Source organism: Arthrobacter sp. SDR-2R (assembly GCF_057747955.1).
On the sequence record NZ_CM173231.1, the window covers coordinates 1,048,666 to 1,070,615 of the forward strand.

A 21,950-nucleotide genomic window follows, 5' to 3' on the forward strand; every position below is an offset into this window, starting at 1 on the left:
CTTGGCTGAAGCTGACCGCGTTGGTCCGGACAAGGGGGACTGCATTGGTTCGGATGAGGGCGACGCTGTTGGTGACGGAGGCGCACCGCCTTGCGCGCACCCTCCGAGGAGAAGGGCCTGTGCCGCGACAAGCGCAAGACCTTTCCACGGGGAAAGTTTCCGGTCAGCGCTCATTGCTTTCCCCTCCACCTCCAAAAAGCTGCCAAGCATCCGGCTGTTCTAATGCGCTGATGCTATGGGTGTGAAGGGCGGGTCGAAAGAGGCTAAGGACCCGCTGAAAAGAGAAGACGTGAACCGCTGAACATCACCGTGAGTTGTTCCGATGAAGCCGCGCGCACATCAGTACCGATACACCGGCCACCCACCTGAACGACTACCTCTGCCGGTCCTATCATTGGGCAGCTTATGAACTGGGCCGCGGGTGCATGATCCGCATCTGGTCCCAGGTGCGTTCCGAAGCCGCGATACTCCGCGTCGACCGATCGCGATCCAAGGAAGCGAGCTCAACAGCCACAGCCTGCACCGCCGCCACTGCGCCCGTCAGGGAGGGGAAGAAGCCCGCACTTTCGGCAGGCACCACAATCCGGTCCGTTGCATGTTCCGCAACCGGTGAGCTGGCGGTGTCCGTGATGGTAACGATCCTGGTGCCGAGACTGTGTGCGATGTCCACGGCCCGGACGGTGCTGTCATAGACGCGCCAAAGGCTGATGGCAATGACCAGATCGTCCGTCGTCAGGCGAGCCACAGCATTGGTCAGTGCCGCCACGTCGGCGTCGAACAGCCTGACGTCGTACCCGGCAATGATGGCGTTGTGTTCCAGCGCCTTACCCGGAATGGCATAACTGCCGGCAGCAATAATGAGGGTTTGCCGCGCACCTGCGATGGCCTCGGCAACCGCATGGACCACGCCCGGATCCACGGTCCGCTCCAGGTGCGCCAGGTTGGACCGATCGGTGGTCAGCGAGGCCTGCGCCGGGCTGCTGACGTGGCCGTTGTGTTCGGCGGCGATTTCGACTGCGCTCAGCGATGCGAGGAACCGGGAGCGGAGCTCGAATTGAAACTCAGCCCACCCCTTGAAACCAAGCGTTTGGGCGGTGCGGGTCACGGTCGACGCGTTCGACGATGCCGCGGCCGCTATGTCGCTGACTGAACCGTAGGAGGCCAGCCGGGGCTGGGATCGAAGGACACCCAGTACCTGCAGCTGCCGGGCTGCAAGCTTGCGTCCCTGGGCCTGGCCGTCGAGCCATTCGGTCAAGGTGGCGCTGTTAACTTCTTGTTTCACCTATTGACCTCCGCAAGTGATCCACGTAACTTCAATCTACATGCACGGATCTGTGCAAATTCTAAAAACTGTACAACTTGGCCCACTTCGGCAGGATTCCCATGTCTCTAACAGCTCGCCTGGACCGGCTCCCACTCAGTCGTCCACACTACAAGCTTCTCCTTATCGGAGGGCTTGGATACTCCTTTGACGGCATGGACGGCGCGGTCGTGGCTTTCCTGCTGCCCCGCATCCAGGAACTCTGGGGCCTCAGCACGGCGTCCCTGGGCCTGGTTGGCTCCGCTGCGCCGCTGGGCTTCTTCTTTGGCGCTATTCTTTCCGGCTGGATGGGGGACCGGTTCGGGCGCAAGAAGGTCATGCTGTGGGCCCTTGCCTTCTACTGCGCCATGTCCGTGGTTGCTGCCATGGCGCCCAATTTTGAAGTCTTCCTCGTTGCACGTGTCCTTGCAGGGCTCGGCGCTGGAGCGGAAAGCGTCATCATCGCCCCGTTCCTCTCAGAGTTCATCCCGCCCAAGCGGCGTGGCTGGTTCATCGGGACGCTGGCCGGGTTCTTCTCCTTCGGCTTCGTTGCCGCCGCATTCATCGGACGGTTCGTCGTCCCCGTGGGCGACGACGGATGGCGGTGGGCGCAGGTCATCACGGCAGTTCCCATCCTGCTGCTCCTCTGGTGGCGCCGCAGCCTGCCTGAATCACCCCGCTTCCTCATGAGTCAAGGCCGTGCGGCGGAAGCCCAACGCGTGGTTGAAGGCTTCGAGCAGAAGGTCCTCCGCGCAACAGGCAAGGAGTTGCCGGCAGCGGAGGAAGGCGTCGAGGATATTGCCAAGCATGGGCAAAAAATCAGCATTTGGAACGCCCTGAAGGTCATGTGGTCGCCTGCCCTCCGTCGCAGGACCGCCGTGATCTGGCTGATTTGGTTCGTCATCACCTTCTCCTACTACGGATTCTTCTCCTGGATCCCCACCCTTCTTGTGGGGCGCGGAATCACGGTCACCAAGAGCTTCGAATACTCCATCATCATTTACCTGGCCCAAATCCCCGGCTACTTCTCCGCCGCCTGGCTCTGCGACCGCATCGACCGCAAGAACACCATCGCCCTGTACCTGGCGGGCTCGGCCCTCAGCGCGTTCTGGCTCAGCCAATCCAGCGATGCCGGGATGATCCTGGTGGCGGCAGCAACGCTTTCCTTCTTCCTCAACGGCACCTACGCCGGCGTTTACGCATACACGCCGGAACTTTTCCCCACGTGGATGCGGGCTACCGGCGTAGGGCTGGCAAGTGCCGTTGGCAGGGTGGGAAGCATCCTGGCCCCGTCCATCATCGGTGTGTTCGCCGCAACCCTGGGCTTCGGCGGTGTCTTCACCATGACCACGGTGGTCCTGGCAGTCGGCGTTCTGGGTGTGGTCATCTTTGGAACGTCGACAGCGGGCAAGTCCTTGGAAGATATCAACGCCCGCACTGAACCGGAGCGCCCGGCCGCAGTGGGAGGCGGCAAATGAACGGATCGAAAGTCGACGCAGCACTCCAGGCCGTCTACGGAGAATTGCGCCAGGATCCTGGAGTCATCCTGTTCACCGCACTCCGTTGGCTGCAGGCAGACTCCGTATTGCGGCGTGTGTTCACCAGCCATCCAGAGGAGTACCCGCTGGGTGCTGAAAAGTCAGTGGAAATCTCTGCAGGCTGGCTGGAAACCGTCATAGCTAAGCAGCAGCCATTCCTGGCACCCGATCTGGAGTCGCTGGCCGAAGTGTTTACTGATGTTGCCCTGATTCAGTCCCTCGGATGCGGTGCGGTCATCAATATTCCCGTGGTCTCCGGCGGTGCGGTGGTGGGTGTGTTGGCACTGCTTGATGCCGAAGGAAAGTACACCGATCGGAGCCTCAGCACCGCATCAGCAGTTGTGTCCGCTGCGACCGAAGAGATCGCATCGGCCTTTATCAATTCAGACCAAACCGTCTTTACCGGAAAGGAAGCAGTCCGCCCGTGACTCAATCCACCCAACCACTTGTCATTAGGAACGCCAGTGTCCTGGACGTTCACGGCGGCACCTTCTCGGTCGCCGACGTAGTCACAGCAGGCGGAAAAATCAGGAGCGTAGAGAAGGGTGCGGATGCTCCGGAAGAAGCGCAGATCATCGACGGAACGGGCAAATATGTCATCCCGGGCCTCATTGACGCCCACGTGCACGTCGTGGCCTCGAGCGCGGACTTCCGTTCGCTGACCTGGACTCCGCCCTCCTATGTGTATGCGCAGACCGCCCGAATCATGCAGGGTATGCTGCGGCGGGGCTTCACCACCGTCCGTGACCTTTCAGGTGCAGATTTCGGCCTGGCGAAGGCGCAGGCCGAAGGGCTTCTTGAGGGTCCCAAGCTTCACTTCTGCGGGCGGGCCCTCAGCCAGACGGGTGGCCACGGCGATATGCGCCTTCCCGGCGAGGACCATGAGCCCAACCGCAAAGGCTGCTGCGGGATCGGCCGGGTTGCCGATGGTGTGGACGCCGTGCGCGCCGCGGCCCGTGACGAGCTCCGCAAGGGAGCCCACCACATCAAAATCATGGCCTCAGGAGGGGTATCGTCCCCCACCGATCGCATCGACTCCACCCAGTACTCGCGCGATGAAATGCGGGCCGCCGTGGAGGAAGCGGAGGCGGCCAACCGGTACGTCGCCGCGCACGCCTACACTGCCCGCGCCATCAACCGGGCCCTGGAGGCAGGAGTCAGGTCGATCGAACACGGCAACCTTCTTGATGACGAGAGCCTTCGTCTCTTCCTGGAAAAGGACGCCTTCCTGGTGCCCACCCTGGTGACATATTGGGCCCTGAAGGAAGAAGGCCGGGAGTCCGGGCTGACGGAGGAGATGTGGGCCAAAGTGGATTCTGTCCTAAACAGTGGACTTGAAGCCATTGCCCAGGCCCACGAAGCAGGCGTGAAGCTGGTCTACGGTTCAGACCTGCTGGGCGGCATGCATCGTCACCAGAACGAACAGTTCAGGCTGCTGGGAAAGGTCCAGCCGGCCATCGACGCTATCCGTGCCGCGACCACCACGGCCGCCGAGTTGCTGGGAAGGCCCGGTGAAATTGGAATTATCGCGCCCGGAGCGGACGCCGACATGCTCGTCCTGACGGCTGATCCGGTACAGGACATTGCTGTGCTTGCCGACATGGCTGACCATCTTGAGTTCGTCATCCAGGACGGCGCCGTCATCCCGGGGGCCGCAAACTAAGCAGTGACGGCAAAGCGCCGCCCGCCTTTGGGGGAAAGGCGGGCGGCGCTGGTTCTTCGGTTGGGACGGGTCAGTGGCCGCCGAGGTTGCCACCCACAGGCGGAAGGCCGCCGTCGGCGTTGCGGTCGTCCTCGCGCCGTTCGCCGGCGCTCAGGTTTTCGCCGGCAACCGTGTCATCGGACTCGCCGGTGGTGTCCACGAGGCCGTTGGTCTGGTCAAAAGCGTGGCCGATCCTGTCATCGCCCAGGTCGGCGACCGAGCCGGTGGAGCCGGCCCCCGACGTCGTGCCTGGGGTTGTGGTGTCAGTTGTCCCCGTGCCCGGGTAGGCGCTGCCGGTGGTGGCGCCGGTGGTGAGGGGCTCCGCGGGCACAACCGGTTCTGCCGGGACCGCGGGAGTGGTCTGCGTAACCGTCACGTCACGCGTTTCGGTGTCTTCCTTGTTGCCGCTGGCAGCCATGGCCGCTGCTGCGCCCGCAGCCGCTGCGATGCCGACGCCGGCCGCAACCTTGCCGGAGACGCCGGCCTTGCCGGAATCGCCGCGGGAGCCCCCTGCATGTTCAACACCGGGCGTGCCCACAGCTGAGCCGGCATTGACGGATCCGCGCCAGGCGCCGCTGGCGTAGCCTTCGTCCTCAATAAATTCCTTGAACTTCTGCAGGTCCGATTCCGCCTGCCGGTCCACGACGTTGAGCTTGTCGCCCACCTTCTCGATCAGGCCTTCGGGCTCGTATTCGAGGCTCAGCCGGATGGAGGTCTGGCCGCCTCCCACGTCCTCGAACTCCACAGCGCCGGCGTTCGTGGCACCTTCGGTCGCGGCCCACGCAACTTTGCGGTCCGGGACCTGCTCCAAAATCTTGGCTTCCCATTGCCTGCGGACGCCGCCGATCTCGGCCACCCATTCCAGCCGGTCGTCACTGAGCTGGGTCACGCTCTTGACGCCGCCCATGAAGTGCGGGAATTCCTCGAACTGGGTCCACTGGTTATAAGCGGTGCTCACCGGTACGTTCACCAGAATGCGTTTTTCCACCTTCGTGCTCATAACGTCTCCTTCGCTTTGCTACCGGAAACCAATGACTCGGGAAGAATCATCAGCATGCTTACTAACATACCTTTTGATCTTGGATGTTTCCAGAGTCCAACTTGGTCATGGGGGAAAACGGACGACGGCGGCACCCGGCCAGGTGCCGCCGTCGCGGTTTTGTGCCACGCAGGAGTGTCAGTCCAGGTACCGGCCCACGAGCGCCAGGTTCTGGATGACTGCCAGCCCGAACTGGGCGGTGTCATTGGTGGACACCGTCGGCGCCTCGTCCACGGGCGCCAACACGTGGGGCGGCTCGATTTTCCGCAGGGTGAAGGCCGATTCGTGGTTCAGGTGCTCCCCGCCTTCGGCAAAGCTTTCCCATGCCCGGGCTGCCAGTTCTGGGTCCTGCAACCTTGCCGCCGCGTAGGCCGTCAGCCTGCTGTGGGCCTGGGTGAGATGGATGCCGTCGAGCGGCTGGCCCACGGCTTCCACCTGTTCCTCCTTCGATGCCAGAAAGAGCCGGCAGTACTGCAGCCAGGACCGCTCGAACTCCGGGTCCGGCACCAGGTCCACCAGCTCGCTGCAGATTTCCACCAAGCCGAACACCGCGCTGAGGTGTGAGACCTGGATCTGCTCGCGGCCGGAGTCGAACCGGCCCTTGTCCAGGTCATACAGCGCTTCACCGGTGAGGAAGCCGTACTTGAGCGCCCCGATGTCCGCCATGGTGCCCAGCAGCCGGTCGCGGGAACGCGGGTTGCCGGTGCGTTCCCAGTCCGTCAGCCAGGTTGCGGCGAGGGAACCCCAGTCCGTCCCCAGCCCCACGCCAAGTGCGCCGCGGTTGGGGCGGTAGGTGTCGGCATCCGTGCGGACCTTGCGCACGGGGTCAAGACCCAGGAAGTTCTGGTCGCTGTCCACCAGTTCGGTCAGCAGGTCCCCGGTGCGCTCGTCCGCCGTCAGGTAGTAGTAGAAACGCCGGTAGGCCGGCGTGCTGATCCGCAGCTGCTTGGCGCTGCAGCCCCAGTGCTGGACGTTGTGCCGTGAGCCGAGCCCCTTCCAGGGACCCAGGTGGTAAACGTCCACTTCTCCCGTGTGCCGGGTCATGGCCTCGGCAAAGCGGAAGACTTCCGCCCGGCCGGAGCGCAGGTAGGAGTACCAGAGCCACAGGTCGGGGGACAGTTCCGAATTGTCCCAGGCGTAGCCGCCCACGTCGTACCGCCACACGTGCCGGTCAAAGTCGTAGGTGTGCATCACGTCGCCGTAGTTCCAGAAGCCGTACCAGCGCCGCTGTTCCACCTGGCCGGCGTAGAAATCGAACAGGAAGTCCAACCGGTCTTCAAGCACGGCCCGCGCGGGAGTGCTCCGGTCCACCGGATCCCAGTCGCCAAAGACGCCCGCCGAGTGCAGATACTCCGGTGTGGCCTGCAGCAGGGCCGGGGTGGCGGCGGAGGCGGCGTCGGCCGCGAGGGTTTCGGTGGGCGGGGTGGCATCGTAGGCGAACAGGGTCAACTCGTGGGTGCGGGCAATTCCCGTGGGGTTGCCGAAGCCCGGCTCATAGTCCTCATACGTGATTTCCAGGCCGTCGAGCTGTTCCTCGAACGTTTCCTGGCCCAGGCCGTCGTGGTAGAAACGCAGGTCCATGGGCTGGGCCTCGGGGGAGAACAGCCACGCCGTGAGCGAGGCCTCGCCGGTGGCGGCGCCGCGGATGTCCAGCTGGCCCGGGTGGGACTGCCAGAAGTCCTTGATGCCCACCCCGAGTCCGCCGTGGGTATCGCTCAGGGAGCAGAAGCCGCCGGCGCGGGTGCCGCCGGTGATTCCCACCCAGCCGTGGCCGGCGGCGGTGCGCTTGCGCAGCTCGAATCCGTCGGCGCTGAGCTGGCTGAGGGTGTAGTCGCCCCACGTGGGAACCAGGTGGAGGCGGGTCGAGACGTCAGGATTCCAGGTATCCGGCGGGGGAGTGGGGCGGCCGTTAACCTGCGCCTCCCGTACGTCCCCGCCCGGGTCGCGGCGGAGTCCGGTGAGGCCGCGGACTGCCTCGGCGAGGAACCCGCCGTCGGCTCCGGCGATGCGGATGTGCCGGTTGTGCAGCTCCGCCGCCAGTGGCACCGTGAACCGCACGCCCAGTCCTGCCAGGAAGTCCTGGTCCGCGTCTCCGTCCCAAATGAAAGAGTGCACCATCCGCACGCTGCGGGCGTTGGCATGGAAGTAGAAGCGGACCACAAACGGCAGCCAGTCCCGCTTTCCGCTTTCTGGAGTGTCCGGACGGTGGTTGCCTTCCAGCCGCACCACCGCCCGCACGGGGCCGCTTTGTTCCAGGACGACGGCGGTGACCCCGCCGGTGAAGGCGTCCCGGCCAACCGTTCCCGCGCCCTCGGGGACGCTGTCCTGCAGCAGGCTGACCAGCCGGGCGTCCCGGGCAACTTCCCGCCCGTTCCGGGAAAGGGTGCTGAACAGGGTGGAACCGCCGCGGTTGATCACCATCTGCAGGACGCCGGTGTCCACGGTGAGGGTGTCGGCACTTTCGGTGACCGTGACGGACGCGCCGGCCGACGACGGCTGGCTGGGTTCGGCGGCCGTGCCGCCGTCGGCCCTCACCTGATAGGTGTCCGAGGGCGTGTCCGTTGCCGGCAGCGCAATGCCCGCCCACTTCAGGGACCCGTCCGGCCAGGTGGCCAGGGGCCAGGCCTGGCTGGGGACCGGCGTGCCGCTGCCGTCCGCAACTGACAACGCCTCCACACCTTGCGCGGTGCCGCGCGGGAACGGCATCCCCCACGTGGTTCCGCCGCTGATTTCTGCGGGTGCCTGCCCGTCGATCCACCTGATGAGGGTGTTGTCCGTCATGTCATCCAATTCCACTGGTGATTGCTGCGCGCGGAAGTCCCGATAGTGGGAAAGCGCTTTCTCGATGACCTACAACGTAGTAGACAGGTGGCGTGCGTGCAAGGGGATTTTGCCAGGCGGGACGGTCGGCTGCTGGGCCGGGGCTGGCGTCCGGGCGGCTATTTCCTGGCGGGGTCCCCGTCGTCGTCTGCTCCCTCGGCGGGGTCCTGGGAGTGGACGCGGATGTCGGCAGGGTCGGCGTCCGGATCGCCTTCGGCGGGCGATTCAGCGTGGACCCGGTCGTCGTCGTCGTTCCGTGAGCGATCTTCAGTCATGGCTGCTCCTCGTGGCGCTGGTTCGCGGTACCCCTCATTCAGCGCTCCGCTCCATGACGTGTCAAGGACCTCCCACGCACTCTGGCCGCAGCAGGGCTTGTGTGCTGGACTGGTGAAGCAGTGAGCACCAACCGCCGTTTCTTCGCCCCTCCGGGCTGCTGGGACGGCGCCATTTCCAACCCAAACCGACCCAGCCGGCGCGGCCCGGCTGTTGGAAAGGACCACTCATGGCAACGTACAAGATCGGATATTTCGTGGGCAGCCTGGCCAGCGGTTCCATCAACCGGGTTCTGGCCAAGGCCCTGATCAAACTCGCGCCCGGGGAACTGGAATTCACGGAGATCCCCATCAAGGACCTCCCGCTGTACAGCTACGACTATGACGCCGACTTCCCGCCGGAGGGCCGGGCCCTCAAGGAAGCCATCGAGGCCGCGGACGGGATCCTCTTCGTGTCCCCGGAATACAACCGCTCCATCCCGGGAGCCCTCAAGAACGCCATCGACTGGGGATCCCGGCCCTGGGGCACCAACTCCTTTGCCCGCAAGCCCACCGGCATCATCGGCGCCTCACCTGGCAGCATCGGGACGGCCGTGATGCAGTCCTCCATGCGGGCCGTCCTGAGCTTCCTGGACGCACCGCAGCTGAATGCGCCGGAGGCCTACGTCAAGTACGATCCCAAGGTTTTCGGCGACGACGGCGAGGTCAAGGACGGGTCCACCGCCAAGTTCCTCAGCCACTACATGGAAGAGTATGCGGCCTTCGTGGCACGGGTCCTGGCCGCCAACGCGCCCGGTCACATCGGCGACCTGGAACCGGACGCCGCCAAGCTTTCCCGCTGATTCCCTGGCGGGTCTTCATAAGGCATACGGATGCCCGCCGTCCCAGCAACGGCGGGCATCCGAGTCTTTATGCCGGCATCGCGAGCCGGCGGGTCAGTCCAGCGGCAGCGTCACCGTCACGCTGGTGCCCTGGCCGGGGCTGGAACTGATCTCCACTGCGCCGCCCGCTTCCTGCACGGCGACCGCCATGAGCCGCAGGCCGTAGCCGTGGTGCCGCCCGCTCTTGGCGAGGATGCTGTCGAAGCCCGTGCCGTCGTCGGCCACTACCAAGCGGATGCCGTGGTCAACAGCCGCCAGCTGGATGCTGAGCGTGGACGCGGACGAGAATTTGAACGCGTTGCTGAGCGCCTCCCGGGCCGACTGGTACAGGAGGGACGCGCAGTCCGCCGGGATCTCGACGCCCCAGTGCGGAGTATCCCAGTGGACCGAGGTCCCGCGCTGCCTCAGGGGGGCGGTAAGCCGGTCAATGCACCCGGCCAGTCCCAACGTGTGGAAATCCAGCGGCTGCTTGTCCGTCAGCACGCCTCCCACGGTTGTGACCTCGTTGTCCAACGCTGTTCTGCTTCCCATGACTTCCTGCTCCCCACAAGCTGGTTTGGTCCTATGGCTAAAGCGTGGACCTGCAATGTCTAGGGATGGCAAGGTTTGCCTCAAGATCCCATCAATTCTGCGCGTGGAGGGTGACCGGGTGCACTGCTGCCCCTTGTTTCATTGCCGCCGCGCTGGGGACGGAAGAGGTATGCCTACCTGGTTGATGTCACTTGTATGGGGCACCGGTGCCGGTGCTGCCCTGGTCCTGGGAGCTGCCGTGTCCTGGCGGTGGTCCATCCCCTCCAAAATCGTCTCGACGGTCATGGCTTTCGGCGCAGGCGTGCTGATCTCGGCCCTTGCCTTTGAACTGGTGGACGAGGCGGTCAAGGGCGGTGGCCTTTGGCCCACGGTGGCGGGCTTCCTGGCGGGGGCAGTGGTTTACGTGGGCGCCAACGTGCTCCTGGCCAGGGCCGGCGCCAAGCACCGCAAGCGGTCCGGGGACCAGCAGCCCTCCGAAAAGGACAATCCGGGCAGCGGCACCGCCATCGCCGTCGGTGCACTGCTGGACGGCGTCCCGGAATCGGTGGTCCTGGGCGTCGGCCTGCTGGCCGGCGGAGCGGTGAGTCCTGCCATGCTGGCAGCCGTCTTCATCTCCAACGTGCCGGAGGGCCTGTCCGGCACCGCCGGCATGAAGAAGGCGGGCCGGAGCAGGGGGTACGTGTTCGGGCTCTGGGGCGGCATTGCGCTCCTGAGCGGAGTGGCAGCGCTGCTGGGATATGTGGCGCTGGAGGACGCCCCGGATGAGCTGGTCGCATTCATCACCTCCGTTGCCGCCGGCGGCATCCTGGCCATGCTGGCGGACACGATGATTCCCGAGGCCTTCGAGGAGCACCACAACCTGACCGGACTCACCGCGGCCGTGGGGTTCCTGACGGCGTTTACGGTGCACCACCTGGGGTGAGGACAGGGGCCCCTACGCCCCCGTCAGCACCGGCGCCGTCAGCCTGCCGTCCCGCATGGTGGCCACCACGTCCGTCAGCGGCACGAACTCGGTGTCATGGGTGACCATCACGGTGGCCACCCCGAACCCGGTGGTCACCTGGCGGAGGAGCCCGATGATCGAGGCGCTGCGTTCATGGTCCAGAGCGGCGGTTGGCTCGTCCACCAGCAGCACCTTGGGGCTGCCCATGAGTGCCCGGGCGATGTTCACCCGCTGGCGCTGGCCGCCGGAGAGCTGGTGCGGCAGTTTCCTGGCGCTCGCGGAGAGGCCAACGACGTCCAGCAGTTCCGCGGCCTTCGTCCGAGCCGCCTTGGCAGGCTTTCCGCGCAGGTGGTCGCTGATGATGAGCTGTTCGACGGCGGTGAGCGCGGGCAGCAGGTTGGGCTGCTGGAAGATGATGCCCACCTTGTGCCGGCGCAGCGCGGTGAGCTCCTTGTCCCTGAGGCCACCGGTATCGGTGCCGTCAATCATGACCTGCCCGTGGGAGGGCCGGACCAGGGTGGCGGCGACGGCCAGGAGGCTTGATTTGCCGGAGCCCGAAGGGCCCACGAGCGCAACCAGCTGGCCGGCGGGGGCCGTGAGGCTGACCCGGTCCAGGGCGGTGGTGGTTCCGCCGCCGTCCGGATATTCGAGGGTGACGTTGACCAGGCTCAGGGGAGCGGGGGTGGGGGAGGGCATGATGGCGTTCCTTTCGTAAGGGTGGATTAGTTGCCGCCGAGCGCCAGGAGCGCGTCGACCTTGGTCACGCGGCGGACCGCCAGTGCGGCGCCGGCCAGGCCCAGGGCAACAATCCCGACGACGGGAAGCACCGTGGTGCCCGCGTTCAGCAGGAACGGGGCAGCCTGGGCGGCAAGGGAACCGGCCGCGACGCCCACGGCTCCACCTACGGCGGCACCGGCGGTGAGGACGATCGCGGCCTGGGTCAGGGCGTCCCGGAGGATGTAGGCACCGGGCGCGCCCATGGCTTTCAGCACGGCAATGTCCCGGGTCCGCTGGATGGTCCATACGGTCAGGAATGCCACGATCACCAGTGACGAGATCCCGTACAGGAACGCCTGCATCAGGGTCAGGGACCCGTTCTCGCTCTTGAAGGAGCCCAGCGCCTGGAAGGACCCGGTGCGTGAGGCGCTGACCGTATGCGCGGCTGCGTCGACGGCGGCGCCGTCCACCGTGGCCCCCGGGGCGTAGCTGACGGCGACGACGGTCGCCAGCTGTCCGCCGTCGGACACGTGCGCTGCCCTGGCCCACGCCGGCAGGGCCGTCCACACCACGCTGGTATGTGCGTACCACTGATCCGGCACCACCGCGGCGACGGAAAGCTCCACGCCGCCCAGGGAGACTTTGTCGCCTTGGCTGGCCGACAGAGCCTGCGCAACCGAGGTACCCAGCACCGCGGTGCCGGCGGACACCTCAACGGGTGCCAGCGGGCTTCCCGGGGAAACGCCGAAAACCGCCACGTTGGCCGTGCCCGACCCCTTGACGGTCTGGGCCCGGGTCTGGGTAATGCCCAGCGGCTCTGCGGACCTGACGCCGGGCTGGTTCTTCCAGCGCTCCACCTGGGCGGCCGTCACGGAGCTTTCCGTGTAGGACGCCTTGGGGGTGGCGGAACCGGGAGCGCCGAAGACGATGGTATCCACCGGCCTGGTGCCGGCCGCGCCCAGCTTGTCGATGGCCGACGTCGACTGCTCGGCCAGGCCCGCCGTCAGGCCTGACAGCATGACCAGCAGGAGGGTGATCAGGGCTACGACGCCGCCCATCATGGCGAACCGGCCTTTGGCGAAGCGGATATCGCGGATTGCCAGGAACACGTTGTTTCTTCTCTCAGCAGGGGTGGATTCTTGTGTCCTTCCACTCTCCCGGGGGCTGCCCCCGGCGGCATCGCGGGGACGGTTGATCCTCCGGGATGGAAGGGTTGAGCCGGGAGTCAACCGTTCGGTTGATCCCCTGCAGGCGGTCCCGGCATAAGCTGGGGAAATGCCTGCCACGCCCCTGCCGCAACCACCGGAGAAGGCCGGCGGCATCCCCGCGAAGGGGCCGTTGAATGCGCTGGAAAACGCATCGTCGGCGGCAATCCTTCGGGTCCTGCGTGTCACCCTGCACACGGGGTTCGCGGTGCTGCTGGCCGTGGCCCTGGTCCGGATGCTGATGTCCGGTGGTTCCCTGCACTGGCTGTGGGCGGGCGCCGCCGTGGTCCTCGCTGCTGTGTACCTGGCCGGAACGGTCCTCGAAAAGCGCCACGCGGAAGCCCGGATCGGCTTCAACCCCCGCCGTTACGGCCTGCTCTGGCTGGCCCTGGTCACGGGGTTGTGGGCGTTGCTGCTTGCCGGGAGTGCGGACTTTGCGTGGCTGGCGTTCCCCATCTTCTTCCTGCACCTGCACCTGCTGCCCCGGCGGGCTGCGCTGCCGACCATCGCGCTGATGACGGTTGCGGTGGTTGCCTCCCAGTGGGCTGCCAGTGGCGCCCCGGTGCCGCACGCCGCGGCCGTGGTGGGCCCTGTGCTGGGTGCGGTCTTCTCGGTAATCACCGGGCTGGCGTACGCGGCCCTGTACCGCGAGGCCGAAAACCAGCGGCGTGCGGCCGACGAACTGCGCCGGACGCGGCAGGAGCTGGCCAGGTCCCAGCACGACGCCGGGATGCTGGCGGAGCGGGAGCGGCTGGCCCGGGAAATCCACGACACCCTGGCCCAGGGGCTGTCCAGCATCGTGCTCCTGGGACGGGCGGCGGAACAGTCCCTTGCCGATGGTGATGCCGCGACCGCATCCTCACGGCTGGCGCTGGTGCAGCAGACCGCCGCCGACAACCTTGCGGAGGCGCGCAGCTTCGTCCGCGGTCTGGCCTCACCACAGCTGGAGGGGACCACTTTGGTGGAGGCCCTGCGCCGGTTGTGCGGCAAGACGGAGGCGGGCGCCGCGGCCGCTGGGGTGGCGCTGCGGTGCCGGCTGGAAGTGGACGGTGAGCCGCAGGATCTGTCCCAGCCGGTCCGCGTGACCCTGCTCAGGGCGGCGCAGGCGAGCCTCGCGAATGTCCGCGAACACTCCCGGGCAGCGAACGCCGTCGTCACCCTTGCCTTCCTGGGCACCGAGGTGACCATGGACATTTACGACGACGGCACGGGCTTTGATCCCGCCGCTGCGGCCGGTGCCGCGGACCCAGCGGACGGCAGCGGGTTCGGGCTGCGCTCGCTGCGGGAGCGGGTCGCCGGATTGAACGGGACGCTGGCACTGGAGGCCGCGCCCGGCGAGGGCACCGTGGTGGCCATCCGGCTGCCGCTGGACGGTGGTCCCCGTGGGTGAGGTGCACGTCCTGCTGGTGGACGACCACCCCGTGGTCCGTGCCGGGCTGCGTGCCATGCTCACCGGAATCGAGGGCATCTCCATCGCCGCCGAGGCCGCTGACGGGGCCGCTGCGCTGAAGGAACTGGCCCGGCTGACGGCGCTGGGCGAGGCGCCGGATGTGGTCCTCATGGACCTGCAAATGGGCGAGGGGATGGACGGTGTCACGGCCACTGCCGAGATCCGCAAACTTCACGCCGCTCCGCCGGTACTCATCCTCACCACGTACGACACCGACGCGGACATCCTGGCGGCCGTCGAGGCGGGAGCCAGCGGGTACATGCTGAAGGACGCGCCGCCGGACCAGCTCCGGCAGGCGGTTTTGCAGGCGGCTGCTGGCGGGACGGCCCTGGCGCCGCGGGCGGCTGCGCTGCTGATGGACCGGATCAGCAACCCCGGCACTTCGCTGACCCCCCGGGAGGTGCAGCTGTTGGAGCTGCTGGCCACGGGCCTGTCCAACCGCGCCATCGCCAGGCAAGTCTTCATTTCCGAGGCGACGGTGAAGACCCACCTGGTGCACATCTACGGCAAGCTCGGCGTGGACAACCGCACCGCCGCCATCGCGGCCGCTGCCCAGCGGCGCATCATCAGGCCGCCGGGCGCCAGGGGCTGAACTGCAGTACGTTTATTCCACTGCGTTACAGAGGCTGCTGTTTCCAGGTGCCGCTGTTCCAGGTCACATTGTTCAAAGGAGAATGAATGTCCCGTCCGGTCCCAGCCGTTGATGCCCTTCTTTCCACCTACGGTGCGGCCGACGCCTGCGCGGCCGAACTCCTGTGTGACAGCCACGATCCCAACGCCGTTGCCTTTACGGTGGTTGCTGCCGACCTCTCCGCCGAGGACATCACCTACGGCGAGCTCCGGGAACGCTCGGAACGGGGAGCCGCCGCCTTGGCGGAGTTGGGAATAGGTCCGGGAGATGCGGTGGCCACCCTGATGGGAAAGTCGGCGGACCTGGTGGTGATGCTCCTGGCTATTTGGCGCCGCGGCGCCGTCCACGTGCCGCTGTTCACCGCCTTCGCGTGGCCGGCCATCGAGCTTCGCCTCACAGCCTCCGGCGCAAAGGCTGTGATCACCGACGCCGACCAGCGTGCGAAGATCCAGGAAACCGCCGCCGCCGTCGTGGTTGCCGGCGCAGAAGCATCCCTGCCGGACCTGGCGCTCACGCCGCTCCTTGCCAGGCAGCAACCGGGGATCGCGGCCGAAGCTGTGGGAGGTGACGGTGATTTGGTGCTGATCTTCACGTCCGGAACCACCGGTGCACCCAAGGGCGTACCGGTGCCCGTCCGGGCGTTGGCCGCGTTCCGCCAGTACGTCGAGCTGGGCCTGGACGTCAGTGACGAGGATGTTTTTTGGAATGCCGCAGATCCCGGCTGGGCCTACGGCCTGTACTACGGGATCCTCGGTCCCATGGCGGCAGGGCGGCGGAACCTCCTGCTGCGCCCGGGTTTCTCGCCGGAACTCAGCTTCAAAGTGCTGGAGGCGTTTTCCGTCACCAACTTCGCGGCTGCCCCCACCGTGTACCGCACCATGCGCGCGAAAGCCGGCGCCGGAATCAGTCCTTTCCACCTTCGGCGCGCCTCGTCCGCCGGCGAACCGCTGACCCCGGAGGTGATCAGCTGGGCCCGGGAAGTGCTGGGGGTTCCGGTACGGGACCATTACGGACAGACCGAACACGGGATGATGATCATCAATGCCTGGCATGACGGCGTGCGGACGGAACTCAGGCCGGGTTCCATGGGCCGGCCCCTGCCGGGGTGGAGCTGTGCGGTCCTCAAGGACAACGCCGACGAGCCGGCCGCGCCGGGTGAACTGGGCCGGGTTGCCGTCAATGTGGCAGACAGCCCCATGATGTGGTTCAAGGGGTACCAGGACGCACCGGAAAAGACGGCGGAAAGATTCAGCGCGGACGCCAAGTGGTACCTGACCGGCGACGCGGGCACGGTGGACGCGGACGGCTACTATTTCTTCTCCTCCCGTGATGACGACGTGATCATCATGGCCGGCTACCGGATTGGCCCTTTCGATGTGGAGAGCGTCCTGGCCACCCATCCGGCGGTCCTGGAAACTGCCGTGGTGGGCGCTCCCGACGAACTGCGCGGAGAAGTCCTGGAGGCTTATATAGTCCTGGCGGAAGGGACCACCGGCAGTGATGCCCTGGTGGCCGAACTGCAGACCATGGTCAAGACGCAGTTCGCCGCACACGCCTACCCGCGCCGCATCCACTTCGTTGAGGACCTGCCAAAGACGCCGTCGGGCAAGCTGCAGCGCTACATCCTGAGGCAGCAGCGGGCCGCGGAACTGGGCAGCTGACTTCAGGAGATGGCCGCCTTCCGGCGCCTTTTGGGTCGGGGGCTGTTAGCGTGGAGGCCCAGCCACAGAAGGAGGATCGATGTCCATCAATTCACCTGATTCACTGCCCGGGGATGAGCCGCAGGAAGGCTCGGCGGCCGGCAAAGGCAATGCCGACGGCGGGATCCCCGGTGGTAAGGACGGCGTCGGGATTTCCGACGGCGCCGAGCCCAACACCTTTGAACCGGAAGAGGATCCGGATGCCGCGGCGGGGCCAACGGACTGAGTTCCGATGAGATCGCGCAGTGAGCTCCGCTCAAGGTTGGCTCAAGATTGGCCGAAGGTGCCGGTTTTGGACATGTAGGCAGGCTACCGACCGGTAATTTCTTAACTGCTTCCACGTCAGTTCCCCGGCAGGAAGCATTGGAGGCCCCTGCGCTGGAGCTAGACTCGCGCGGGGGCTTCCCCCCATGGGCTAGGCGTTCTCTATCCAATAGCGGCGCTTGCCGTTGCGCGTGTCTTCGTACTGCCCGCCATTCTTTTCAATGGTGGCCCTCGAGCCGGCATTGGCCTCGTCGCAGGTCAGGAGCACCCGTTCGATCCCCAGCGCCCGCGCCACGGGAAGCGCGTCTGCCAACGCTTTCGCTGCATGGCCGCGCCGCCTCGCGGACGGCCTGACGCTGTAGCCGATGTGCCCGCCTTCGTTGAGGAGGTAGTCGTTCAAGCTGTGCCTGATGGCCAGCGAGCCGAGGAACGTGCCGCCGTCGACAATCCACAGGTAGGTGCAGGGCACGTAGCCGGGCTTCCGCACCGTTTCCGGCCTGGCGTCTTTGATGAGGACGTCAACGAACCGGCTGAACGCCTGTGCAGCGATGAGATCGTCCGGGGACCAGCTGTCTGCGCCCGCACCGTCCTGCCGGGCACCGGCAAACTCTGCCGCTGCCTCAAGCCACGATGAGTGGAGGCTGACGTCTGGTGCGATGAGCTGGGCCATGAGAAGATCCTATGCTGCGGGTGTGCCTGCGTTCCGGCCGTGCACGGTGAGCGCGTTCCCGGGAAATCGCTGCTGGCCTGTACTATCGGCCCCGGACCCAAATTTGCGGTCTGAAAGGGGACAATTCATGGCGCGCACTCAGACGGTAACTGCAGCTCCCGCGGATCCGGCCGGGCGGGACGAACTGCTGCAGGAATACGGGTTCGCCTTTGCCGCTGACGAAGGATCCACGCACACCCCTGACGAGCTGTCTACGGAACCCCTGAAGAACCTGGTTCAGTTGGCCGCCAAACTTTGCGGCGTCCCCTTCGGCGTGATCAATGTTGTCACCTCCGATCAGCAACAGCAGGTGGCGGCCGTCGGCTTTGAGGCCGCCGTCTGCGCCCGCGAAGATTCCATGTGTTCACAAGTCTTCCTTTCGGGGAAGCCAACCGTTGTCCCCGACGCATCCCTGGACCCCCGCCTCGCATCGAATCCGTTTGTGACAGGGGAGATCGCCTCCGTGCGGTACTACGCGTCGGTGCCCCTGGAGACCGCGTCCGGGTTCGTGCTGGGCTCCCTCTGCGTCTTCGCCAATACCCCGGGCACCCCTGGGAAGGACCACCTGGGCATGCTGGAGATCCTGGCCCGCCAGGCCGTCCAGCTCCTGGAACTCCAGCGGCGAACCCTCCAGCTGAACAGCGCCCTCAGCGAGGTGCGCGAAAGCAATGCCAAACTGGCGGAGTTCGCGGGACGTGTCAGCCACGACCTGCGCGGACCCCTCACCACCATGCTGGGCTACGTGGAGATGGCCGGGGACGAGGTGGACGGCGACCACCCTGCGGCCGAGTACCTGCAGATCATCGATGCCAGCGGGCACCGGATGCTCGCCATGCTTGAAGACGTCCTGACCTACTCCCGGATGGGCGGTGCCCTCCAGCGGCAACGGGTCTCCCTCCAGACGGTGGCAGCAGAGGTCGCCAAGGATCTGGGCCTGTCCTTCGGCAGTGGCGCCGTCCTGGACGCCGAGGCTATGAAGCTCCATGTGGATCCCGGCCAGCTGCGCACGCTCCTGCAGAACCTGGTGGCCAACGCAGTGAATTACCGGAGCCCGGACCGGGACCTCAAGGTCCGCATCAGCGGTATTTCCAACTACCACGGAACCACGGTGTTTGTGGCGGACAACGGCAAGGGGATCGCCCCGGAGGACCGGCAGCGCGTCCTGGAACCCCTCGTCCGGCTCCACAGGGACGGTGACGGACACGGCTCGGGTCTGGGCCTGGCAATCGCCCGGCGCGTTGTGGAAGCCCACGGTGGAGAGCTGAGCCTGAAAGAGACGCCGGGCGGCGGCACCACCGCGGTGATCAGCTTTCCCGCCGGACCCTGACAATCGCTTCAAAGGAGTCAGGGCCGGCTGCGGTATGCAGCCGGCCCTGACTTAGGGGTCTAGTTCAGGTCGAAGCGGTCCAGCTCCATGACCTTGGTCCAGGCGGCCACGAAGTCGTTGACGAACTTCTCCCGGGCGTCGTCGCTGGCGTAGACCTCGGCGAGGGCGCGCAGTTGCGAGTTGGAGCCGAAGACCAGGTCCACGGGGGTGGCCGTCCACTTCAGCTCACCGGTGGCGGCATCGGTAATTTCGTAGACATTTTCCTCCGACTCGGACGCCTTCCATTTGGTGCCTGGTGAGAGAAGGTTGACGAAGAAATCGTTCGTCAGGACCTGCGGCCTGTCCGTAAGCACGCCGTGGCCGGCGCCGCCCACGTTGGTGCCCAGGGCACGCATGCCGCCCACCAGCGCCGTCATTTCCGGCGCGGAGAGGTCCAGCATGTAGGCCTTGTCCAGCAGGAGGGTCTCTGGCTGGAGCTTCAGGCCGGCCCGCAGGTAGTTGCGGAACCCGTCAGCCCGCGGCTGCAGGTACTGGAATGATTCGACGTCGGTCTGCTCCTGGGTGGCGTCCGTGCGGCCGGGCCGGAACGGCACAGTCACGGGGAACCCTGCGTCGGCAGCGGCCTTTTCCACCGCAGCCGCGCCGCCCAGGACGATCAGGTCGGCGAGGGACACGTTCTTGCCGCCTGCCTGGGCTGAATTGAACTCATCCTGGACACGCTCAAGGGCCTGGAGCACGGTGGACAGCTGCTCCGGTTCGGAGACGTCCCAGCTGCGCTGCGGCTCCAGCCGGATCCGGGCACCGTTGGCGCCGCCACGGCGGTCCGTCTTGCGGTAGGTGGCAGCCGAGGCCCAGGCCGTGCCGGCCAGTTGCGGGATGGTCAGGCCGGAATCCAGCAGCTTGGCCTTCAGGGAGGCGACGTCCTGGTCGTCAATCAGTTCATGGTCGACGGCGGGAACAGGGTCCTGCCACAGTTGCGGCTCCGGGACCCACGGGCCCAGCATGTGGGGCCCCACCGGGCCCATGTCGCGGTGCAGCAGCTTGTACCAGGCCTTGGAGAACGCCAGGGCGAACTCGTCCGGGTTCTTGAGGAAGTGCCGTCCGATCGCCTCATAGACGGGGTCGAAGCGCAGCGACAGGTCCGTTGTCAGCATGGTGGGCCGGTGCTTCTTAGCGGGATCGTGGGCGTCCGGGATGATCTCGGGGGCGTCCTTGGCCACCCACTGGTGGGCGCCACCCGGGCTCTTGACCAGTTCCCACTCGTACTCGAACAGGATCTCCAGGAAGCGGTTGCTCCATTGCGTAGGCCTGTCCGTCCAGGTGACCTCAAGGCCCGAGGTGATGGTGTCGCCACCCTTGCCGCTGCCGTAGGTGCTGAGCCAGCCCAGGCCCTGTGCCTCAAGGTTGGCGGCTTCCGGTTCGGGACCCACATGAGCATCGGCGGGGCCGGCGCCATGGGTCTTGCCGAAGGTGTGGCCGCCGGCGATCAGCGCGAAGGTTTCTTCGTCGTTCATTGCCATCCGCTTGAAGGTCTCGCGGATGAACGCGGCAGCGGCCGCCGGGTCCGGGTTGCCCTTGGGGCCTTCGGGGTTGACGTAAATCAGGCCCATTTCGGTGGAGCCGACCTCTTCGGACATCTGCCCTTCGCCGACGTAGCGCTCGTCGCCGAGCCAGGCATCCTCCGGGCCCCAGAAGATCTGCTCGGGCTCCCACACGTCCTCCCGGCCAAAGGCAAAGCCGAAGGTCTTGAAGCCCATCGATTCCAAGGCAACGTTTCCGGCCAGGACCAGCAGGTCGGCCCAGGAGAGCTTCTGGCCGTACTTCTGCTTGACCGGCCACAGCAGGCGCCGGGCCTTGTCCAGGTTGGCGTTGTCCGGCCAGCTGTTCAGCGGGGCAAACCGCTGGCTGCCGTCACCTGCTCCGCCGCGGCCGTCCTGGACGCGGTAGGTGCCTGCGGCGTGCCAGCTCAGCCGAATCATGAGGCCGCCGTAGTGGCCGAAGTCCGCCGGCCACCAATCCTGCGAGGTGGTCAGGACCTCGGTGATGTCACGCTTGAGTGCCTCCACGTCCAGCTTCTGGAATTCCTCGCGGTAGCTGAATGACGGGCCCAGCGGGTTGCTCGCCTGGCTGTGCGCATGAAGCACGGAAAGGTCCAGCTGGTTGGGCCACCAGTCCTGGTTGGTCCGTGGCCGGTGCCCCTTGGGCTGCGGCGTGTCAATCGCCGGGTTTTCACTTTCGCTGCCCTGGGCCGTGGCGCTGCCATGGGCTACGGGGCACCCACCCTCAACCTTCTGGTCCAGGCCCTGTGCGCTCCCGGGCGTGGGGACCGGGGGATGGTCTTGGGGTTCGGTCATGTGCTTCTTCCTTCCGTTGGGCCGAGGCCGCGGTTGGACTCGGGCAGCCGGTGCAACCCTCCTATTGGAACATAGACGAGGGGGAGGGAAACCCCTCTTTTCCAGGAGGGATCCGTTCTCCAAGTGAGGGAACGTAACAGTTGGTCAACCGGTTGGGAGGCTGCCGCTGCCCCCAGCCATAATCAAAGTGCGGGTCCTCTCTCAGTCAGTCCGCACTCTCCATTTCTTCCCACCCTTTTGCGTGGGACTTTCGAAATTTCAGGAAACAACTTCATGGACGGTTCAAGCCTTGTAGCCCTCTTCCTTGCGAGGAGCGACGACACTGCCACCAGCGCGCTGCCGCGTGCGCCCAAGAGGGTTCGGGTAAAGAAGCCCGGCCTGTCACCCTGGTCAATCCTGCGGGGCCGGACGGCAAGTGTGCTGCACCGCCTTGCGTGGGCGATTGAGCCTGACACGGAGGGCAGCTTCTAGCCCCCTCCGCCTACACCTCGACTGAGCGGCGGAATATCTGCCTGACGCTGGGGCTTGTCGCAAGGGGGCGTCGTCGGACAACCCTGCAGCAGAAGG

At 66.1% G+C, this 21,950-nt stretch carries 20 protein-coding genes; 11 read left to right on the forward strand and 9 right to left on the reverse strand.

Going from position 1 to position 21,950, the window contains the following annotated elements:
• Nucleotides 1–403 precede the first annotated feature (403 nt).
• The gene (locus AC3ANU_RS04835) at nt 404–1,282 is read right to left on the reverse strand and encodes a MurR/RpiR family transcriptional regulator (RefSeq protein WP_488315554.1); all 879 of its coding nucleotides are present in this window, start codon (nt 1,280–1,282) and stop codon (nt 404–406) included.
• A gap of 101 nt (nt 1,283–1,383) precedes the next feature.
• Here AC3ANU_RS04835 and AC3ANU_RS04840 point away from each other — a divergent pair, with 101 nt between their 5' ends.
• From AC3ANU_RS04840 to AC3ANU_RS04850, 3 genes are read left to right on the forward strand one after another with little or no spacing between them, the layout of a single operon-like run.
• Nucleotides 1,384–2,778 carry an MFS transporter gene (locus AC3ANU_RS04840; RefSeq protein ID WP_026265988.1) on the forward strand — a complete coding sequence of 465 codons (1,395 nt, stop codon included), beginning with the start codon at nt 1,384–1,386 and terminating at the stop codon, nt 2,776–2,778.
• Complete coding sequence (locus AC3ANU_RS04845; protein WP_018770699.1) at nt 2,775–3,266, forward strand: GAF domain-containing protein; 492 nt, start codon at nt 2,775–2,777, stop codon at nt 3,264–3,266. Before AC3ANU_RS04840 ends, AC3ANU_RS04845 begins: the two co-directional genes overlap by 4 nt.
• The gene (locus tag AC3ANU_RS04850; RefSeq protein ID WP_018770698.1) at nt 3,263–4,501 is read left to right on the forward strand and encodes a metal-dependent hydrolase family protein; all 1,239 of its coding nucleotides are present in this window, start codon (nt 3,263–3,265) and stop codon (nt 4,499–4,501) included. The genes AC3ANU_RS04845 and AC3ANU_RS04850 overlap by 4 nt, the downstream gene beginning before the upstream one ends.
• A gap of 70 nt (nt 4,502–4,571) precedes the next feature.
• On the opposite strand, the gene AC3ANU_RS04855 is transcribed toward AC3ANU_RS04850, so the two are convergent.
• The 3 genes from AC3ANU_RS04855 to AC3ANU_RS04865 all read right to left on the reverse strand — a co-directional run bounded on the left by AC3ANU_RS04855 (nt 4,572) and on the right by AC3ANU_RS04865 (nt 8,674).
• Complete coding sequence (locus AC3ANU_RS04855; protein WP_056391636.1) at nt 4,572–5,540, reverse strand: SRPBCC family protein; 969 nt, start codon at nt 5,538–5,540, stop codon at nt 4,572–4,574.
• Between the two features lie 177 nt (nt 5,541–5,717).
• Complete coding sequence (locus AC3ANU_RS04860) at nt 5,718–8,375, reverse strand: exo-rhamnogalacturonan lyase family protein (protein ID WP_488315555.1); 2,658 nt, start codon at nt 8,373–8,375, stop codon at nt 5,718–5,720.
• A gap of 143 nt (nt 8,376–8,518) precedes the next feature.
• The gene (locus tag AC3ANU_RS04865) at nt 8,519–8,674 is read right to left on the reverse strand and encodes a hypothetical protein (protein WP_018770695.1); all 156 of its coding nucleotides are present in this window, start codon (nt 8,672–8,674) and stop codon (nt 8,519–8,521) included.
• A gap of 227 nt (nt 8,675–8,901) precedes the next feature.
• Between AC3ANU_RS04865 and AC3ANU_RS04870 the strand changes: the two genes are divergently transcribed.
• Nucleotides 8,902–9,513 carry an NADPH-dependent FMN reductase gene (locus tag AC3ANU_RS04870; protein WP_018770694.1) on the forward strand — a complete coding sequence of 204 codons (612 nt, stop codon included), beginning with the start codon at nt 8,902–8,904 and terminating at the stop codon, nt 9,511–9,513.
• A gap of 93 nt (nt 9,514–9,606) precedes the next feature.
• Here AC3ANU_RS04870 and AC3ANU_RS04875 read toward each other — a convergent pair whose 3' ends face one another.
• Nucleotides 9,607–10,083, reverse strand: coding sequence for a sensor histidine kinase (locus AC3ANU_RS04875; protein WP_018770693.1), 477 nt, complete (start codon nt 10,081–10,083; stop codon nt 9,607–9,609).
• 169 nt (nt 10,084–10,252) lie between these two features.
• Between AC3ANU_RS04875 and AC3ANU_RS04880 the strand changes: the two genes are divergently transcribed.
• Nucleotides 10,253–11,005, forward strand: a complete 753-nt coding sequence (locus tag AC3ANU_RS04880) for a ZIP family metal transporter (RefSeq protein WP_056391631.1) — start codon at nt 10,253–10,255, stop codon at nt 11,003–11,005.
• Nucleotides 11,006–11,017: 12 nt separating this feature from the next.
• On the opposite strand, the gene AC3ANU_RS04885 is transcribed toward AC3ANU_RS04880, so the two are convergent.
• On the reverse strand, nt 11,018–11,722 hold the full coding sequence (locus AC3ANU_RS04885; protein WP_488315556.1) for an ABC transporter ATP-binding protein: 705 nt from the start codon (nt 11,720–11,722) through the stop codon (nt 11,018–11,020).
• 26 nt (nt 11,723–11,748) lie between these two features.
• Complete coding sequence (locus AC3ANU_RS04890) at nt 11,749–12,852, reverse strand: FtsX-like permease family protein (protein ID WP_488315557.1); 1,104 nt, start codon at nt 12,850–12,852, stop codon at nt 11,749–11,751.
• A 166-nt stretch (nt 12,853–13,018) separates the two neighbouring features.
• Here AC3ANU_RS04890 and AC3ANU_RS04895 point away from each other — a divergent pair, with 166 nt between their 5' ends.
• The 4 genes from AC3ANU_RS04895 (at nt 13,019) to AC3ANU_RS04910 (ending at nt 16,955) form a co-directional block, all read left to right on the forward strand.
• A complete protein-coding gene (locus AC3ANU_RS04895) occupies nt 13,019–14,338 on the forward strand; it encodes a sensor histidine kinase (protein ID WP_488315558.1) in 1,320 nt (439 codons plus the stop codon).
• Nucleotides 14,331–14,990 carry a response regulator transcription factor gene (locus AC3ANU_RS04900; RefSeq protein WP_018770688.1) on the forward strand — a complete coding sequence of 220 codons (660 nt, stop codon included), beginning with the start codon at nt 14,331–14,333 and terminating at the stop codon, nt 14,988–14,990. Before AC3ANU_RS04895 ends, AC3ANU_RS04900 begins: the two co-directional genes overlap by 8 nt.
• Before the next feature lie 86 nt (nt 14,991–15,076).
• On the forward strand, nt 15,077–16,690 hold the full coding sequence (locus AC3ANU_RS04905; RefSeq protein ID WP_488315559.1) for an AMP-binding protein: 1,614 nt from the start codon (nt 15,077–15,079) through the stop codon (nt 16,688–16,690).
• 79 nt (nt 16,691–16,769) lie between these two features.
• Entirely contained in the window at nt 16,770–16,955 is a 186-nt protein-coding gene (locus AC3ANU_RS04910) for a hypothetical protein (RefSeq protein WP_018770686.1), read from the forward strand.
• Between the two features lie 189 nt (nt 16,956–17,144).
• On the opposite strand, the gene AC3ANU_RS04915 is transcribed toward AC3ANU_RS04910, so the two are convergent.
• A complete protein-coding gene (locus AC3ANU_RS04915) occupies nt 17,145–17,663 on the reverse strand; it encodes a GNAT family N-acetyltransferase (protein WP_134165506.1) in 519 nt (172 codons plus the stop codon).
• A gap of 127 nt (nt 17,664–17,790) precedes the next feature.
• Here AC3ANU_RS04915 and AC3ANU_RS04920 point away from each other — a divergent pair, with 127 nt between their 5' ends.
• The gene (locus AC3ANU_RS04920; RefSeq protein WP_134165505.1) at nt 17,791–19,029 is read left to right on the forward strand and encodes an ATP-binding protein; all 1,239 of its coding nucleotides are present in this window, start codon (nt 17,791–17,793) and stop codon (nt 19,027–19,029) included.
• 59 nt (nt 19,030–19,088) lie between these two features.
• Here AC3ANU_RS04920 and katG read toward each other — a convergent pair whose 3' ends face one another.
• The gene (katG, locus tag AC3ANU_RS04925) at nt 19,089–21,383 is read right to left on the reverse strand and encodes a catalase/peroxidase HPI (protein ID WP_488315560.1); all 2,295 of its coding nucleotides are present in this window, start codon (nt 21,381–21,383) and stop codon (nt 19,089–19,091) included.
• Nucleotides 21,384–21,656: 273 nt separating this feature from the next.
• Here katG and AC3ANU_RS04930 point away from each other — a divergent pair, with 273 nt between their 5' ends.
• Entirely contained in the window at nt 21,657–21,854 is a 198-nt protein-coding gene (locus AC3ANU_RS04930; protein ID WP_134165503.1) for a hypothetical protein, read from the forward strand.
• Nucleotides 21,855–21,950: the final 96 nt, after the last annotated feature.